Origin of the sequence: Desulfotignum balticum DSM 7044 (assembly GCF_000421285.1) — a bacterium.
GTDB classification, from domain to species: Bacteria; Desulfobacterota; Desulfobacteria; order Desulfobacterales; family Desulfobacteraceae; genus Desulfotignum; species Desulfotignum balticum.
In genome coordinates this window covers 1,369,092-1,386,643 of the sequence record NZ_ATWO01000001.1, presented here as the reverse complement: position 1 = coordinate 1,386,643, position 17,552 = coordinate 1,369,092, and the positions used below count along the sequence as shown (strand labels likewise).

14 protein-coding genes and 1 tRNA gene are annotated in these 17,552 nt (G+C 51.9%); 3 read left to right on the top strand and 12 right to left on the bottom strand.

What is annotated here, in order from left to right:
- Position 1 precedes the first annotated feature (1 nt).
- Both K365_RS0107020 and K365_RS0107010 read left to right on the top strand, forming a co-directional pair.
- On the top strand, positions 2-1,717 hold the full coding sequence (locus tag K365_RS0107020; RefSeq protein WP_245569142.1) for a radical SAM protein: 1,716 nt from the start codon (positions 2-4) through the stop codon (positions 1,715-1,717).
- Between the two features lie 247 nt (positions 1,718-1,964).
- Positions 1,965-3,002 carry a 3-deoxy-7-phosphoheptulonate synthase gene (locus K365_RS0107010; protein WP_006965911.1) on the top strand — a complete coding sequence of 346 codons (1,038 nt, stop codon included), beginning with the start codon at positions 1,965-1,967 and terminating at the stop codon, positions 3,000-3,002.
- 17 nt (positions 3,003-3,019) lie between these two features.
- On the opposite strand, the gene K365_RS0107005 is transcribed toward K365_RS0107010, so the two are convergent.
- On the bottom strand, positions 3,020-4,177 hold the full coding sequence (locus tag K365_RS0107005; RefSeq protein ID WP_024334017.1) for an MFS transporter: 1,158 nt from the start codon (positions 4,175-4,177) through the stop codon (positions 3,020-3,022).
- Positions 4,178-4,359: 182 nt separating this feature from the next.
- Between K365_RS0107005 and K365_RS0107000 the strand changes: the two genes are divergently transcribed.
- Positions 4,360-6,705: an SLC13 family permease gene (locus tag K365_RS0107000; protein WP_024334016.1), complete on the top strand. Its 2,346-nt coding sequence runs from the start codon at positions 4,360-4,362 to the stop codon at positions 6,703-6,705.
- Here K365_RS0107000 and K365_RS0106995 read toward each other — a convergent pair.
- The 11 genes from K365_RS0106995 to K365_RS0106945 form a co-directional block, all read right to left on the bottom strand.
- Positions 6,702-7,682 (bottom strand): RluA family pseudouridine synthase, encoded by a 981-nt coding sequence (locus tag K365_RS0106995; RefSeq protein WP_024334015.1) that lies wholly within the window; start codon positions 7,680-7,682, stop codon positions 6,702-6,704. The genes K365_RS0107000 and K365_RS0106995 overlap by 4 nt on opposite strands.
- A gap of 70 nt (positions 7,683-7,752) precedes the next feature.
- On the bottom strand, positions 7,753-8,286 hold the full coding sequence (locus K365_RS0106990) for a CarD family transcriptional regulator (RefSeq protein ID WP_024334014.1): 534 nt from the start codon (positions 8,284-8,286) through the stop codon (positions 7,753-7,755).
- Positions 8,287-8,391: 105 nt separating this feature from the next.
- Positions 8,392-8,973: an aminoacyl-tRNA hydrolase gene (pth, locus tag K365_RS0106985; protein ID WP_006965916.1), complete on the bottom strand. Its 582-nt coding sequence runs from the start codon at positions 8,971-8,973 to the stop codon at positions 8,392-8,394.
- 15 nt (positions 8,974-8,988) lie between these two features.
- Positions 8,989-9,648, bottom strand: coding sequence for a 50S ribosomal protein L25 (locus K365_RS0106980; protein WP_024334013.1), 660 nt, complete (start codon positions 9,646-9,648; stop codon positions 8,989-8,991).
- Positions 9,649-9,731: 83 nt separating this feature from the next.
- On the bottom strand, positions 9,732-10,670 hold the full coding sequence (locus K365_RS0106975; RefSeq protein WP_006965918.1) for a ribose-phosphate diphosphokinase: 939 nt from the start codon (positions 10,668-10,670) through the stop codon (positions 9,732-9,734).
- Between the two features lie 47 nt (positions 10,671-10,717).
- Positions 10,718-10,792 (bottom strand) — tRNA-Gln (locus K365_RS0106970).
- 14 nt (positions 10,793-10,806) lie between these two features.
- Positions 10,807-11,694 carry a 4-(cytidine 5'-diphospho)-2-C-methyl-D-erythritol kinase gene (gene ispE / locus K365_RS0106965; protein ID WP_034624840.1) on the bottom strand — a complete coding sequence of 296 codons (888 nt, stop codon included), beginning with the start codon at positions 11,692-11,694 and terminating at the stop codon, positions 10,807-10,809.
- A complete protein-coding gene (locus tag K365_RS0106960; RefSeq protein WP_006965920.1) occupies positions 11,691-12,017 on the bottom strand; it encodes a DUF1844 domain-containing protein in 327 nt (108 codons plus the stop codon). Before K365_RS0106960 ends, ispE begins: the two co-directional genes overlap by 4 nt.
- Complete coding sequence (locus K365_RS0106955) at positions 12,010-14,166, bottom strand: acetate--CoA ligase family protein (protein WP_024334011.1); 2,157 nt, start codon at positions 14,164-14,166, stop codon at positions 12,010-12,012. Before K365_RS0106955 ends, K365_RS0106960 begins: the two co-directional genes overlap by 8 nt.
- A 120-nt stretch (positions 14,167-14,286) precedes the next feature.
- Positions 14,287-15,183: a bifunctional methylenetetrahydrofolate dehydrogenase/methenyltetrahydrofolate cyclohydrolase FolD gene (folD, locus tag K365_RS0106950; RefSeq protein WP_024334010.1), complete on the bottom strand. Its 897-nt coding sequence runs from the start codon at positions 15,181-15,183 to the stop codon at positions 14,287-14,289.
- A 99-nt stretch (positions 15,184-15,282) separates the two neighbouring features.
- Entirely contained in the window at positions 15,283-17,058 is a 1,776-nt protein-coding gene (locus tag K365_RS0106945) for a formate--tetrahydrofolate ligase (RefSeq protein WP_006965923.1), read from the bottom strand.
- Positions 17,059-17,552 lie beyond the last annotated feature (494 nt).

The window sequence follows — 17,552 nt, the reverse complement described above, 5'->3', positions numbered from 1 at the left end:
GGTGACACCATCAACCAGACCGTCTCATGACCTCCTGACTGAAAAAGGGGTCATCATCAAGCAGGGAAAGGGATTGACCCGGGTGGCCCTGGTCTATCCCAACACCTACAAAACCGGCATGTCCAACTTAGGATTTCAGCGGGTGTATCACCTGATCAATCAGGAACCCGACATTGCCTGTGAACGGGTTTTTCTGCCGAACCTCAGGCAAAAAAAAAATGCCGTGGTCAGCTGTGAAACTCGGCAGCCGTTGCATCACTTTGATATCATATTGTTTTCCATCTCTTTTGAAAACGATTATATCCATCTGGTTGACATACTCAGACAAGCAGGCATCCCCCCGCGGTCATCAGACCGAAACCACCTCCATCCTCTGGTGGCCGCCGGCGGGGTGGCCTGTTTTCTCAATCCGGAACCCATTGCCCCTTTCATGGATTTTTTTCTTCTGGGGGAAGCGGAATGTCTGGTCAATGAATTCTTTTCCCTGTTTCATCAATATCCTCATCGAATTGATCTGCTGGCTATTCTGGAAACCGACCTGCCCGGGGCCTATGTACCGGCCCGGCATCCGCCATTTTCTAAAAAAAAAATACCGGTCCGGTTTCTGGAAAACCTGGATCATATTCAGACCCATACCTGTGTTTTGACATCACACACTGCGTTTAAAGACAAATTTCTGGTGGAAATACTCAAAGGCTGTCCCCATGGGTGCCGTTTCTGTACCGCCGGGTTCATTTACCGCCCCCCCCGGATCTATCCCAAAGAAAATGTGTTGAAAGCCATGGACAAGGCGTCGGGAAACACCCGGAAAATCGGCCTGGTAAGTTCCGCCATCCTGGATCATCCGGACATTGCAGAGATCTGTGAATATGGCACGGATCACGGATTTTCGCTGTCGTTTTCCTCTCTGCGGGCCGATAAACTCGATGACCCCATGATCGATCTGCTGCACCGATCCAAAGTTAAAACCGCCACCATTGCGCCGGAAGCCGGATCTGAACGCATGCGCCGTGTTATCAACAAAAAAATGACCGAACCCGATATTTTTCTGGCCGTGGAAAAACTGGTGGCAAAAGACATTTTAAACCTTCGGCTGTATTTCATGATCGGCCTGCCTTTTGAAACCGATGACGATGTCCGGGCCATTGTCAATCTGACCCGGGAAATCAAGGAACGCTTTTTAACGGTTTCCAGAAAACAGAAACGCATGGGCACCATCACCCTGAGCATCAATGCCTTTATTCCCAAGCCGGCCACACCGTTTCAATGGGCTGCTTTGACCGATGATGCCACGCTCAAACGCCGCATCGGCATCATCGGACAGGGTCTGAAAAAAACACCCAATGTCATTGTGAACCTGCCTTCGGTGAAAACCGCAAAAATCAGCGCGCTTTTGTCTTTGGGAGACCAAAACACAGCGAATGTGATAGAAACCGCCTGTGACCATGGATGGGCCTATGCGTTCAGGCATCATATGGATGACTGCCGCCGGATCATTTACACCCCGAAACCAATACCGGCGGTTTCCGGAATTGCGGATACCGATCCCTGCCCGGCTCTGCCGTCTTTACCATGGGATTTTCTGGATTCAGGCATTTCCAAAAAATTTCTTGCCGCTGAATGGCACCGGGCTGCAAAGGAAAAACAATCCCCGGCCTGCCCCATGATTGATTGCCGCCGGTGCCGGATATGTATCAATGAGAACGCTTTAAAATAAAATCATTGACCAAACGCAAAAAATATGGTTTAGCTGAACAAACGCCAACGGAGAATTTTAAATGAACTTGAGCGCCACAGACAGATCGTATGCATATTATTATGTGTATTATTATACGCATCTGCCTGGGCTGCCGTAAACCGATTCCATAACAAACAAAAAGCCGCAGGCACTCTCACCGCCTGCGGCTTTTTGCGTTTTAAAGGCTTTGGGCGGCGGGTTCTGATGACCGGCAAAGGAGACCGCCATGAAAAAAACCTTTGACATCCACGTAAAAGAGTTCAAACCCCTGATATCCCCCACGGAAATGAAGCAGGTCCTGCCATTGACGGATGCAGCCGCTCACACGGTTGTTTCCGGCAGAAAAGAGGTGGCGGATATTTTGACGGGAAAAGAGGACCGCCTGCTGATCATTGCCGGCCCCTGTTCCATCCATGACCCGGAAGCGGCCCTGGAATATGCGCATAAACTGATGGCACTGCGCCGGGAGGTTGCAGACAAAATCAACCTGATCATGCGGGTTTATTTTGAAAAACCCCGTACCACCGTGGGATGGAAAGGGTTGATCAATGATCCGTTTCTGGATGCCTCATACAATGTCAATGCCGGCCTGGAAACCGCCAGAAAACTGCTCATCGACATCAATGACACAGGACTGCCCACGGCCACGGAAATCCTGGACCCTATCACGCCTCAGTATATTGCCGGACTGCTTGCCTGGGTGGCTGTCGGAGCAAGGACCACAGAATCCCAGACCCACCGGGAAATGGCGTCCGGTCTGTCCATGCCCGTGGGATTTAAAAACAGCACGGACGGCCGGATCACCGCCGCTGTCAACGCCATTCAGGCAGCCGGCTCTCCTCAGCATTTTCTGGGTATTGATCCGGATGGCCGTTCCTCTGTGGTGTCCACCACGGGTAACCCGTTCTGCCACCTGGTTCTGCGGGGCGGTGCCACCCCGAACTATGACCCGGTTTCCGTGGGACGGGCCCGGACCATCCTCAGAGAGCAGCACCTGCCGGACCGCCTCATCATTGACTGTTCCCATGACAATTCCGGTCAGAAATTCACGGGTCAGGCATTTGTGTTTAAAAGTGCACTGGATCAGCGCCTTGAAGGGAATTCAGGCATCATGGGCCTGATGCTTGAAAGCAACCTGTTTGAAGGCCGCCAGAACTGTCCCGGGGACGGGTGTGCCCTGAAATACGGGGTGTCCATCACGGATGAATGCATTTCATGGGAGACCACGGAGCAATTGATCCGGTGCGCCTACAGCCAGTTATAATTTTTCATTTCCAGGGATCAGGCATCAGCCGATGCGGCTTTTAACTGTCCGGTGATGCACTGCACCAGCATCAGGGAAATGACACTCAATCCCGCACCGGCAATAAACGGGATCCGGTAGTCGATCAGCCAGAGCAGCCCCCCGACTGCCGGCAGTACCACTGCGGCGATATGATTGATGGTGAATCCCATGGCCATGCTGGGCGCAATATCCCTGGGATCGGCAATTTTCTGAAAAAAGGTGTTGATGGCAATGGCAAAATTGAAAAACACATGATCCAGAACATACAGCACCCCTGCCGCTACCGGAGAACTCACCAGGGCATAGGAAATAAAAATAAAAATCAGGGCCAGGTATTCCAGGCTCAACATCCGGCGTTCCCCGAACCAGACAATGCATTTACCGATAAACGGGCTTAAAAAATAATTGATGCTGTTGTTGATGAGAAAAAGAACGGCAATTCCCTGGACGGAATATTCAAATTTTTTCACCAGCAGAAATACGGCAAACGCCATAAAGATCTGTCGCCGGGCACCGGCCATGAAGGTCAGGGCATAGTACAGCCAGTAGCACTTTTTAAAAATCAATTTTTTATGCTGGGGTATCATATCCGTGGATGCAGGATTCCTTGTGAACGCCCAAAGGCCGACCCCGGCCACCAAAGCGCCGAACACCACATACATCTGGGAAAAAGAAAGAAACATCACCAGAATAAACACCACACCGCCGGTAACCATGCTGCTTAACGCGGCATAGCTTCTGAGTTTCCCAAATACCACCGGCGCCACGGATTTGTCAAAATACTGCAACCCCAATGACTGGTAGGTGGTTTCATAATAATGGAACCCGAAACTCATCACCAGCGTGGTCAAAATCAGCCCCATGAAACTGGGAAGCATGCCCGTGGCGGCCAGCCCGATGCCTAAAAGCAGAACCGACAGGGCGGACAACCGGTGCTCTTTGAGAATCAACAGCACATAGACCACCAGCAAAGACAGAAATCCGGGAATTTCCCGGACAGACTGGATCACTCCCACATGGTGGCCTTCCAGATGAACCACGTTGACCGCAAAATTGTCAAACAGGGTCTGCCACACATGCAGGCCTCCGGAAACCGTGATGGTAAGCACCATCAGATAGATATACATGGGGTTGTGAATCAATGCCTGTTTCATATCCGGGGTCCTGGCCTTTTTTTGTTGGTCAATTTAGTTTCTCAAAAAAAGTCACTATGTCAACCAAAAGGGGCGGTCTGTCAAGAAAAAACATTCAGGATTTACAAAATCAGCGGTGTTCAGTACTATTTGCGGATTGCTGTCTGTGTAGAATTCTGCATGAAATAAGGAGTGCATGAACCATGGGTGACATCTATGTTTTGCTGGGTATTGTTCTTTGTGCATTTGTCCTGTTTATCGGCGGTTGGCTCCGGGTGGATCTGGTGGGGCTGATGGTGCTGTCGGCACTGGCATTGACCGGACTGGTCACGCCCCAGGAAGCAATGGCCGGGTTCAGCAGCCCGGCGGTAGTCACGGTCTGGGCATTGTTTATCCTGACGGCTGGACTCACCCGCACCGGCATTGCGCATCAGCTGGGCCGGCCGCTTCAAAGGCTGGCACGGGGCAGTGAAATCACACTCATGGCGGCGCTGATGCTTTTTGCCAGCCTGCTGTCCGCTCTCATCAACACCGTGACAGTCGCCGCGATTCTGCTTCCCTCTGCCATGGAACTGTCCCGGCGCAGCGGGTATCCGCCCTCCCGGCTGTTGATGCCCTTGTCATTGGGGTGCCTGCTGGGAGGCCCTTTCACCAGTATCTCCACCCCGCCCAATATCCTGGCAACCGATGCCCTGCGCAACGCCGGACTGGAACCTTTCTCCATTTTTGATTTTACTCCCATCACAGGCGCCATTGTGGCAGCCGGCATCGTTTTTATGATCCTGATCGGGCGGCATCTCTTACCCACCCGGTCCGGAGAGGCAAAAACCGGTTATCACAAAGCCATTGGTTCATCTTATCAGCTGGACACCCATATTTTTACCACCCGCATTCCAGAAAACTCCCCGCTTCAGGGCCGCACGCTCTCAGAAAGCCGCCTGGGATCCGCCCTTTACCTGACGGTTCTGGCCATCCAGCGAAAAGGGGTCATGATGCTGGCCCCGGCGCCAAATCAAGTTCTGGAACCTGAAGATACGTTAATTGTTCACGGCAGTCCGGAGCATTTACAGCGCATTCATGCCAGCCAGCATTTAAAAATCGAACCACCGGAACAGGTCCGTGATCTGGTGTCGCAGCATCTGTTCATGGCAAATGCCACGGTTCATACGGCATCGCCGCTGTCGGGTGTTACTTTGGCGGACAGTGGATTGCGACGGGAACACCGGGTCCATGTTACAGCCCTGTATACTGCAGATCAGACACCGGTCAGGGATCTGCGTCTTCATCGCCTGGCGCCCGGCGACCAGTTATTTTTACAAGGAGAAAAAGCCGCACTGGAAACACTGGCACACAACAACGTGGTGGATCAATTGCATTTCATAACACCGGATCACCCCCGGTTACCGGCGGAAGAGCAGATGGCACTGCTGCCGGTGCGGGTGCCGAACGGATCGGTTCTGGCCGGGCATGATCTCATCGAAAGCCGGCTGGGAAATGCGTTCGGTTTGACTGTGGCCGGCATTATCCGGGAGTCGGCCCTGATCTGGATGCCGGTTCCCCATGAAGAGATTCAGCCTGAAGATCTGCTCCTGCTTCAGGGATCTTTTCATGATCTGGCAATTTTGCAGGGACTGCAGGACCTTGACATCACCAAACAGTCCGCACGGTTGTCCGAAGAGTTGGAATCCCAGCAGATCGGAGCCACGGAAGTGCTGCTCTCCCCCCGCACCACCATTGCCGGAAGAACCCTGGCAAGCCTGATGTTCCGGGAGCGGTACGGCATCAGTGTCCTGGCGGTCTGGCGGAAAGGCAGGGCCTTTCGCACCGGACTGCAGGACCTGCCGCTTCAGTTCGGGGATGCCTTGCTGGTGTATGGCCAGCGCCGGAATCTGGAAGCCCTGGCCCGGGATCCCGATTTCCTGGTACTGGACGAAACCGCAGCCCAGGCCCCCCGCCTGGAAAAAGCCAAGATTGCCGTTATCATCATGGTGACGGTCATTCTCAGCGCCATGCTGGGGCTGGTGCCCATTTCCATTGCCGCTCTGGCCGGCGCCACCTGCATGATTTTAACCACATGCCTGAGCATGGAGGAAGCGTATCGGGCCATTGAATGGAAGGTGGTGTTTCTGATTGCAGCCATGCTGCCTTTAGGGGCGGCCATTGAAAACACCGGGGCCGCCCAGATGGGGGCATCGGCCTTGATTGCAACGGTCGGGGATATGGGCCCCAGATGGGTGGTGGGGGCCCTGTTTTTCATCACCGTGCTGGGGACCCAGATCATTCCCACGGCAGCCCTGGTGGTCCTGATGACTCCTGTGGCCCTGAGTGCGTCAGCCACACTGGGAATTTCTCCGCATCTGCTCATGATGACCGTGGCCATTGCCGCATCATCCAGTTTTGCCAGCCCGTTGTCCCATCCGGCACACCTGCTGGTCATGGGTCCGGGGGGATACCGGTTCATGGATTATGTCAAAGTAGGGGTTCCCATTACTCTTATTTCTCTGGTGATCTCCGTGATTCTGCTGCCCATGCTGTGGCCGCCGTTTTAAACCGGACGGCCGGAAATCAGTTGTTCCCACACCTTTTGTGCATCATCAGAAACCCTGTGTGCCAGTGACGCGGCCACACGGATGAAGTCCTTGGGAGGATCCACGGCAAATCTGAATTTTTGGCCGGAATATGGATGATTAAATTCGATCTGCCAGGCATGGAGCATGTGCCGGGGATACGCCTGGCGACCGGTCCGGTTCCTGCGAAACTGATAGGTGCGGTCTCCTAAAAGCGGGGAATCCATATCATAAAAATGAACCCGGATCTGATGGGTTCGACCGGTATAAAGCTGCACTGACACCAGGCAGGCGTTGTCGAATCGCTGAAGCACCTGCCAACCGGTCCGGGCATGTCTGCCCGTATCGACATTCACACACATCCGTTTGCGATGCGTTGGATGGCGCCCGACGGGACGATCCACTTCACCGGTCCCAGCCAGATCACGGCCGGACACCAGGGCCAGATAGGTTTTCTTCACCCGATGATATTTAAATTCTTTTTGCAGAAATTCCAGACTGTGACGGGTCCGTGCCACCAGAATCAGTCCACTGGTATCTTTGTCCAGACGGTGAACGATCCCGGGCCGTGTCGGATCTGTTCCCACCTGATCCAGGTCTGGAAAATGATGAATCAACCGGTTCACCAGGGTGTTGTCACCATGGCCCGCCCCGGGATGGACCACCAGCCCGGCCGGTTTGTTCACCAGGATTATGTGAGAATCTGAATGGACCACATCCAAAGGCTGGGAATCCGGTTCCAGGATCTTTTCATCCTGTTCCAGCCGAATCTCGCCAAAGACACGGTCCCCTTTTTTTACCCGATATCCCGGGCGTTTCCGTTGGCCTGACACGCGAATCTCCTGGTTGTTGATCGCGGCGGCGGCCCGGGATCTTGGGCACATGGGCAGCGTTTGAGACACAATGGTATCCAGCCGCTGACCCGCTGAAGGCAAAGAAATGATAAAATCAATTTTCATGGATGGGTATAAAAAAACCGACGGGTGAAATCCATCCGCCGGTTCTAAGTTTCACAAATTGATTGTCCGTTTATTGGAACAGATTTTCGATTTCCTTCATCATGGAAATTTCATCCATGTCCTTTGCTGTGGACAACTCCTGAACCAGCAGGTTCTGTGCCGTATCCAACAGTTTGCGTTCCCCGAATGACAGATCTTTTTCCAGTTTGAGCTGAAACAGATCCCGGAAAACTTCAGCCACATCATAGATGGAACCGGTCTTTATTTTGTCCATATATTCTCTGTACCGGCGGTTCCAGGTCTGGTTGTCCCCGTTATGAACCTTTTCCTGCATCACCTTGTACACTTCGGGGATCTCGTTTTCCGCAATCACCTCCCGCAACCCCACAGATTCGACATTGGAGGTGGGAATCATGATAACCATGCCGTTTTCCACAATTTTCATCATGTAAAAGTTCATGGTATCACCGTTTATCTCTTTGCTTTCAATGGACTCGATACACCCCACGCCATGTGCCGGATAAACTGCCAGATCCCCTTTTGCAAATTCTTTTTTGGTTGATGTGTTCACATTAGCCACTGTGTTCTTGGATTTTTCACCCATTGGATAACCCACCTTGATATATTTACAATTTGCCCATTCTTGGATATATAGACACATTCTAACAAGATTGTCAATGAAAAAACCCAAATACCGGTTTTTAAAGGGTTATCGCCTGGAATTCACCTGATTCATGGCCTGAACAACTCCGCGGGAAAGAATGAGCCGGCATGCGGCCACCGCATCCTTGATCACGGTGTCCAGACCGGCCTGCTCTTCAGGGGTAAACCCACCTAAGACATGGCCGGTTACACCGGTTTGGGTGCCGGGATGTCCAACGCCCACCCGCACCCGGACAAAGCCTTTACTGCCAAACGCATCCACAATGGATTTGATCCCGTTGTGCCCGCCGGATCCCCGGTCTTGAACAATTTTAAGCACCCCGAAAGGCAGATCCATATCATCATGGACGACGATGATATCGTTAACAGGAATTTTGAAATAGGCGGATAATTTCTGGAGGGGGAACCCGCTCCGATTCATATAGGAAAGGGGTTTGACCAGAAACACGTCCTGGCCGTAAAGCGTTGTCCGGGTGTAATTGGCATCAAACCGGGTTTTGTTGAACTCAGTATCAGCTTGTTCTGCAATGGCCTGAACCACCAGAAAACCGATGTTATGACGGGTCCGGGAATAGGTTTCACCCGGGTTTCCCAGACCCGCTATCAATTTAAAGCGCGTGGATGACATAATCCATGCTACACGCTATTCCGTTGATTCAGCAGCAGCATCCTCCGATGTTTCTGCCATTTCCTCTTCATCCAGAAGATCGTCTTCTTCCACTTCTTCCTCTTCGCCTGCATCCGGCGGAACGACCGTCACCACGGTAAAATTGACCTCATGGGGAATCTGCACCCCTTCGCCAAGATCGATGGATTCCACATGAATCGCATCTCCGATTTCCAGATGGGTGACATCGATTTCAATCCGTTCCGGTGTATCTCCCGGCTTACAGACCACTTCAAGTTCCCGGCGGATGATCTGAAGCATGCCCCCGCCGTCTTTGACGCCTTTGCTCGTCCCGAGGATCTCCACAGGGACAGATACCGTCACCTGGGTATCCATGTCAATCTGCTGGAAATCTGCGTGCCGATATTCAATCCCGAAAGGATCCATCTGCAGTTCCTTGAGCATGACTACCTTGGTCTGGGGCGCATCCCCCTGAATTTTCAGGCTCAAAAAAAGCCCGGAAACACCCCGGTCCCGAACAATCTTGTCGAACTCACTGGTGTCCAGACTGACCATCACGGGGTCCATCTTGGGCCCGTATACGACTCCCGGAATCATTTTTTTGCCGCGCAATCTTCTGGCGGCACCTTTGCCACGGGTGTTTCTTTCCGTGGCGTTCAATTTAATCAGATCCAATGTATTTCCCTCCATAGCCGCTGTTTTATCGGTTGAACAAAAAACAGCGTGTTAAAAACCGTAATAATTTATGAAAAAGCGTGTTAAATAAATAATGAATTCACCGAGTCGCCTCTGTAACTGCGCATAATGGCCTCACCCACCAGCTTGGCAATTGAAAGCGTTTTAATCTTTTCACATGCCTGCGCTTCGGGTGACAAGGGGATGGTATCCGTGGCAACCAGTGAATTCAGTGAAGACTGGGTGATCCTTTCAATGGCCGGTCCGGACAGAACCGGATGGGTACAATAGGCATGCACCTGCCGGGCCCCTTTCTCACGGATCACCCCGGCTGCTTCGGTCAAAGTACCGGCCGTATCCACCATATCATCGATCACGATGGCAACCTTGTCTTTGACATCGCCGATGATGGCCATGGCCCTGGCCTGATTGGGAGCGCTCCGGCGCTTATCCACAATCGCCAGACTGCAGTGCAGCCGTTTGGCATAGGCCCTGGCCCGTTCCACACCGCCTGCGTCCGGAGATACCACCACCAGATTTTCAGGGTACCGGGTCTTGATATCATCGATAATGATGGGGGCCGCATACAGATTGTCCACGGGCACACTGAAAAAGCCCTGAATCTGGCCGGCATGTAAATCCATGGTAATCACGCGGTCCACCCCGGTATTTTCCAGAAGATCCGCCACCATTTTGGCGGAAATAGGCACTCTGGGCGACACTTTTTTGTCCTGGCGGGCATAACCGAAATAGGGGATCACTGCCGTAACCCGGCTGGCGGACGAGCGCTTGAATGCATCGATTAACAGCAGCAGTTCCACCAGATGATCATTCACCGGGTAGCAGGTGGATTGAAGCACATAGATTTCCTGCTTTCTGACATTTTCAAGAATTTCAACCTGAATTTCTCCATCACTGAACCGGTTGACCTTCAATTTTCCCAGGGGTTTTGCAAGATACTCGGAAATCCGATCGCTCAACAGCGGGTTTGAATTACCCGCAAATATTGACAGCCCACTCATAACAAATCTCTTTAGGTTTTATAGTCTTATTTTGTCATCAATTAAATTGGCTGGGGCGAGAGGATTCGAACCTCTGAATGCAGGGATCAAAACCCTGTGTCTTGCCACTTGACGACGCCCCAGCATGGCTTATATATCACTTTTGTTGTAAAGCGGTCAGAAACACCCGCTTTTTTCCCCCGGCCCAGTGCGTAAGAAGCCGATCATACCCATGTCCTGCTTTTTTTTCGTCTGAAAAAAGGGCAAACAACGACCCACCGCTACCTGACATGAGTACCGTTCGCTGTAACAACTGTGCTATTTCATCTCTGGCAACTCTGACTTCCGGGTATACTCTGAAAGTGGCGGCTTCCAGATCGTTGTGTAAATATGGCCGTATATCAACATCCTGTCTTGCAGACAAAATATTTGAAGCCGTTTCTATAGTATATTTCCCTGAAGATGTCAAACACAAATCATGATTCTGAAACACGCTGGCCGTGGAAACAGCAATACCCGGATCACACACGACCACATGGATAGGAAACAGTTTCGGCACCTGATTCAGTGTTTCTCCCATCCCCGTGGCCAGGGCCGTGTCACCATACAGAAAAAACGGCACATCCGCTCCCAGGTGTTGCCCCATTTTTATCAGTTCGTTTTGGGAAAACGGATCATGACACCGGGCATTCAATGTGGACAGCACGGCGGCGGCATTGCTGCTCCCGCCGCCAAGTCCGCCGCCCACAGGAATGTGCTTCCGGATATCAATGGCCACACCCGGCACGGAAATATTTTTTTTTTGCTTTTCACAGGACCGGAAAAACAGCGTGGCAGCCCGGTGCGCCAGATTGGTCTGGTCTTGAGGGACCAGGGGATGATTGCAGAAGACCCTGACCCCGGGCACCTTAAACGTAAGGGTCATCTCATCCGCCAGTGTGATTTTTGTCATCAGGGAAAACAGGTCATGATACCCGTCCGGCCGTTTGCCCGTGATATGAAGAAACAGATTGATTTTGGCAAACGAGGCCAAAGATTGACTCACCCCTTTGCCTCCACGTAGGCCATCCGGATCTCACTGAGAAGCGCCCGCATCAGATTTTCTTCATCTTCGTTCAGATTGCCCTTTGTTTTCTCCGAAAGCATGGCCATCATATCGATGGTGTATTTGGCCATGGTCAGGTCTTTTTTGACTTCGCCCGAAGAAGGGTCTCCCACTTTTCCCAGCTGCACCAGGCCGGAAGAGTATATGGACAGGATAAAGCCGGAAAAATCCACTTTGGGCAATGCATTTTTCCGGACAGCCTCCTTGTTGGCCTCCGCCGCTTTTTTGGCCGCCTCCATGATAAAACTTTTTTCTTCAGGCATTTGAAGATCCTCCATTACATTGGTTTTGGGCTGAGTCATCCAGCCGGATAATGATATCAGCCACGGTCGTTTTCTTTCCTGCCTCATGAACAAACAGCGGATTGATATCCAGCTCCCTGATGACCGGATAATCATCCACCAGGGCCTTTAAGGAAACAATATTTTTTTCGATCTCTTCTATATCAGACGGCGCTTCTCCACGCAATCCCTTGAGAATGGGGTATCCTCTGATGCTTTTCACCATTCTTCTGGCCACGTTCCGTCCCATGGGAGACAATCTAAACGCCACATCCTTGTATACTTCAACAAAAATACCGCCCAGCCCGAACATCACAGCATGCCCGAACACCGGATCCCAGGTCACCCCGAGAATCACTTCTTTGCCCGCAGGCGCCATCTGCTGCACCAGCACCCCTTCCAGATACGCATCCGGATCATATTTTTTCGCATTTTCCATGATCTGCTCAAATGCGGTTTCAACGGCCTTGCCATTTTCCAGTCGGACCTTGACGCCTCCGGCATCGGACTTGTGCAGAATCTGGGGGGACACGATTTTCATCACCACGGGATACCCCAGTTTTTCAGCCATCTGTCGGGCTTCATCTGCGGTTTTCGCCAGTTCCATGGGAAGAATGTTAAAGCCGTAACATTTGAGAATCTCGTTGCCGTCCAGTTCCCCTAAAACAAACCGGCCCTGGGACAGATACTGTTCAATGATTCTGCCCGCTTTTTCCTTGTCATATACCAGGTTGTAGGGAGGCAGAATTTTTCGAAACAGCCATTTCATTCCCTCCCGCAATGCGCCCAAAGACCGGGCCGCACTTTCAGGAAACTGGTACACGGGCACCTTGTGTTTCTGAAGCAGTTTGACTCCGTCCGACACATCCACGATGCCCATGAAAGCGCATAGAATCGGTTTGATGGTGTTTTCGGCAATCCGGACAATGGATTCGGCCGTGCCGATGGCATCGGTCATGGACTGGGGCGTCAGAATAATCAGCACCGCATCCACGCCCCGGTCCGCCAGCACCGTGGCCAGCGTGTTTTCATACCGGTCTTTGGCTGCATCCCCGATCACATCCACGGGATTGTGAAAATTGGCGGTGGACGGCAGGTATTTTTTCAGTTCCGTGATGGTTTCTTCGGAAAACTGAGCCAGCTGCAACCCGGACTGTTCACTCATGTCCGTGGCCATAATACCGGGCCCGCCGGCATTGGTGACAATGGCCACATGATCGCCGGTGGGATATTTGTTGCCGGCAAAGGCCTGGGCATAATCAAACAGCTGGTTCACGGTCTTGCACCGCAGGATCCCGGCCATGGTAAACAACCCGTCATAGATAACGTCTGCGCCGGCCAGAGCGCCGGTGTGGGAAGCCGCAGCCCGGGCACCGGCAGCGGATGATCCGGACTTGATGGCGATCACATGGGTCGGATTGGTGCCCGACGTCATTTTCCGGACCTCGGTGATAAATTCTTCAGCGCTGCGGCTCAGCTCTTCCATATAAATCATGACCACATCCGTGTCCGGATCTTTATGATAATATCGCAGCAGATCCAGTTCATCCACATCCGCCTTATTGCCGATGGAAATGAACTTGGAAAACCCAAATCCCTTGTCCGCCGCGTAATCCAGCACGGCCGTGCACAACGCCCCGCTCTGGGAAATAAACGACACATTGCCCGGTTCCGGCATGCGGGCCGAAAAACTGGCATTCAAGGATACTTTGGGCGACGGGTTGATCACACCTAGGCAGTTGGGTCCCACCAGACGAACCCCTGCCTTGTTGCACAGGACTTTGATCTGTTTTTCAATATCCGCCCCTTCCCCGCCGACTTCCTTGAATCCGGCAGAAACAATAACAATCCCTTTGACTCCTTTGTTGATACACTCCTGAACCGATGCCAGGGCTGCTTTGGGCGGCAGGATAATCATGGCCAGATCAATGGGATCCGGAATATTGCCGATACTGGTATAACATTTCACACTGAGCACGGACCGGGCCTTTGGATTGACCGGATACAGCGTTCCCTTATACCCATTGGATAAAATATTGGCAAAAATATCGTGCCCCACCTTCCCTTTCTGGGTGGATGCACCGATTACGGCAATGGTTTCAGGTGCAAAAATGGCATCCAGCTTATCCACGAATCCCCCTTATATAATGCGTGTTATGATGGGTGACCGGCCAAACAAATCCGGGGCCGGGCCGGGATAATTGCATTGCCCGACCCGGCCCCGTCACGATGAGTTAAATTTTATGGATAATCAGTTGATACCCAGACTCAGCTTGGCGGATCTTAAGGTATTTTTCATGAGCATGGCTATGGTCATGGGGCCGACGCCGCCGGGAACCGGAGTGATCTTACCGGCGATCTCCTTGGCCGCATCAAAATCCACATCCCCTTTGAGAATGGCTTTGCCGGTTTTCTCGTTCATGCCCACCCGGTTGACGCCCACATCAATGACCGTGGCACCGGGTTTGATCCATTCCGGTTTCACCAGATCCGGTACGCCGGCCGCCACAATCAGGATATCGGCCCGTTTGCAGTGGGCCGCCAGATCCTTGGTCCGGGTGTGAACGATGGTCACGGTGGCATTGGCGCCCACGCCTTTCTGGGCCATCATCATGGCAATGGGTTTGCCCACGATATTGGAACGGCCCACCACCACGACCTCAGCACCGGAGGTTTCCGTGCCAGAGCGAACAATCATCTCCTGGATACCGGCCGGGGTGCAGGGCAGAAACTTCACTTCATCTCCGCCGATCATCAACCGGCCCACATTCACGGGGTGAAACGCATCCACATCCTTGTCCGGATTGATGGCGTTGAGCACTTTTTTATCGTCAATGTGCTTGGGCAGCGGCAGCTGTACCAGAATCCCGTGGATATCGGAATCATTGTTGTATTTGTCGATCAGTGCCAGCAGATCGGCTTCGGAAATATCTTCAGGCTGGTCATCCTGAATTTCATGAAATCCGCAGCTGATAGCGGTTTTTACCTTCAGGGTCACATAGCTCACCGATGCCGGAGACGATCCCACCAGAATCGTGACAAGACCCGGCACCTTGCCGTGTTTCTCCTTCATCTGGTCCACTTCTTCCTTGATCTCGGCAAGGATCGTTTTTCTGATTTCGGTTCCGCTGATAAGTTCTGCAGTCATATTTTTTTCTCCTGGAATTCATTGGGTTAAACTGCAACCGGTCCGGAACGTCTTTTCCGGTCCGGTTGCAGGATTCAGGCTGAACAAAAAATAGGGATTTTAGAATACACCCTCAACCTTACCGGTTTCCACATCCACATCCACCCGTTTGAACGCGGGATTGGATCCCGTACCCGGCATCAAACTGATGGCGCCGGCCACAGGCACGATAAACCCGGCACCGCCATAGGTAAGGACCTCACGAATGGCCAGACGCCATCCTTTGGGCACCCCTTTGAGCGTGGGGTTGTCAGACAGGGACAGATGGGTTTTCACCATGCACATGCCCAGTCCGGCCAGTTCAGGATCCGCCTGGATTCTGGCCAGAGATTTTTCCGCAGCCGCAGAATAATCCACACCATCGGCACCGTACACTTCCTTGGCAATGAGTTCGATCCGTTTTTTAATGGGCATATCCAGTTCATACAAGAATTTGAATTCAGTTTTTTCTTCACAGGCCTCGATGACCGTTTCTGCAAACTCAATGGCGCCGTCTCCCCCTTGTTCCCAGTGCCGGGACAGGGCCACTCTGGCACCTTCGGCTTCACACAGTTCCCGGACCTTGGCGATTTCCGCATCCGTGTCCGTGTAAAAGGCGTTGATGCAGACCACCGGAGAGATACCGGCTTTTCTGACGTTTCTGATATGATGGATCAGGTTGTCGCATCCTTTGGCCACCCAGTCCACATTTTCCGTGGAATATTCTTCGGGCATGGCTTTGCCCGGTACGGGCACAGGGGCGCCGCCATGGCATTTCAGAGCCCGGATGGTGGCCACGACCACAGCGCAGTCCGGTTTAAGCCCGGAGTAACGGCATTTGAGGTTCCAGAATTTTTCAAATCCGATGTCCGCGCCGAATCCGGATTCAGTCACATGGTAATCCGCCAGTTTCAAACCAACTTTATCCGCAATGATGGAACTCTGGCCGATGGCGATGTTGGCAAACGGCCCGGCATGGACCAGCACGGGCTGGCCTTCCAGGGTCTGCATCAGAGACGGGTTAAGGGCATCCACCATCCAGGCGGTCATGGCACCGGCCACCTGCAGGTCTTCCGTGGTCACGGGGTTGCCTTTTTTGTCATAGGCCACCACGATTTTACCCATTCTTTCCCGCATATCCTTGAGATCATTGGCCAGGGACAGAATGGCCATCACCTCGGAAGAAACGGCAATACCGAATTTGGATTTCATCATGAATCCGTCCGCCTTGCCGTTCACACCATCGATACCGATAATGATATTTCTCAACGCCTGGCAGCAGAAGTCGATCACCCAGCCCATTTCCACGTTGGTGGGATCGATGTCCAGACGTTTCATGCCGGACAGTCTTTCCAGCTGCTCGTCCGTGTAGTTTCTTTCATGCTGCAACCGGGATGTCAAAGCCACCATGGCCAGGTTGTGGGCATTCATGATGGCATTGATGTCACCGGTGAAACCCAGAGAAAACGGGGTCAAAGGAATACACTGAGCCAGCCCGCCGCCGGCAGCCGATCCCTTGATATTCATGGTGGGCCCGCCCGAAGGCTGACGGATGGCGGCACATACGTTTTTGCCCAGTTTTCCCAGACCCTGAACAAGCCCCATGGAAGAGGTGGATTTACCTTCTCCCAGCGGGGTCGGGGTAATGGCCGTCACATCAATATATTTTCCATCGGGCTGGTCTTTCAGCCGCGCCATCACTTTCTTGAAATCAATTTTCCCGATATAATGGCCGTGAGGCAGCAGCTCTTCTTTGGTCAGCCCGAGTTTTTCACCGATTTCATAAATGGTCAGCATGGATGATTCCGCATCCTGTGCGATTTCCCAGTCTTGATGTTTGGTTGGATCTAATGCCATGATTTACTCCTTTGTTGAATTGGACTCTGATCGAGCCGGTGATAAAATAATATTATAAAACAAAGCGTTATGCTTTTTGTCCACACCACCCGCAATTTTAATATATCTGTCAGTGTAACTAACTATATAAATAAACATAAAAAATCAACAGGTTTTCGAGAGATACCGGTCGATTTTAAAAACACGCGGCCCACTGCAAAACACCGTGCCATTGTTTCACCGGACGGCCGGCAGGTCCATGTCGGTTTCACCCGGCATCCCCGGGTCCGGCTTTCCAGTAAACGCTGATCTAACAATGGCTCAATTTCTTGGTAAAATCAATATTTTTGAAAAAAAAGATTGATTTTACGCACTAAATACTAATTAAATGGTGAAATACTAAATTTTTTAAGATATTCGAATCTAATATTATCCCCTATTCCTACAATACTATTTAATAATTAAATGCGATTCAATCTGATTTAACCAAATCTGTCTTTATCATAACTATTTAA

What these genes read in the sequence shown, in the direction of transcription:
- K365_RS0107010 (WP_006965911.1), top strand. Translation starts at nt 1,965, where the DNA reads ATGAAAAAAACCTTTGACATCCACGTAAAAGAGTTCAAACCCCTGATA.
- K365_RS0107005 (WP_024334017.1), bottom strand. Translation starts at nt 4,177, where the DNA reads ATGAAACAGGCATTGATTCACAACCCCATGTATATCTATCTGATGGTG.
- K365_RS0107000 (WP_024334016.1), top strand. Translation starts at nt 4,360, where the DNA reads ATGGGTGACATCTATGTTTTGCTGGGTATTGTTCTTTGTGCATTTGTC.
- K365_RS0106995 (WP_024334015.1), bottom strand. Translation starts at nt 7,682, where the DNA reads ATGAAAATTGATTTTATCATTTCTTTGCCTTCAGCGGGTCAGCGGCTG.
- K365_RS0106990 (WP_024334014.1), bottom strand. Translation starts at nt 8,286, where the DNA reads ATGGGTGAAAAATCCAAGAACACAGTGGCTAATGTGAACACATCAACC.
- pth (WP_006965916.1), bottom strand. Translation starts at nt 8,973, where the DNA reads ATGTCATCCACGCGCTTTAAATTGATAGCGGGTCTGGGAAACCCGGGT.
- K365_RS0106975 (WP_006965918.1), bottom strand. Translation starts at nt 10,670, where the DNA reads ATGAGTGGGCTGTCAATATTTGCGGGTAATTCAAACCCGCTGTTGAGC.
- K365_RS0106960 (WP_006965920.1), bottom strand. Translation starts at nt 12,017, where the DNA reads ATGCCTGAAGAAAAAAGTTTTATCATGGAGGCGGCCAAAAAAGCGGCG.
- folD (WP_024334010.1), bottom strand. Translation starts at nt 15,183, where the DNA reads ATGACTGCAGAACTTATCAGCGGAACCGAAATCAGAAAAACGATCCTT.
- K365_RS0106945 (WP_006965923.1), bottom strand. Translation starts at nt 17,058, where the DNA reads ATGGCATTAGATCCAACCAAACATCAAGACTGGGAAATCGCACAGGAT.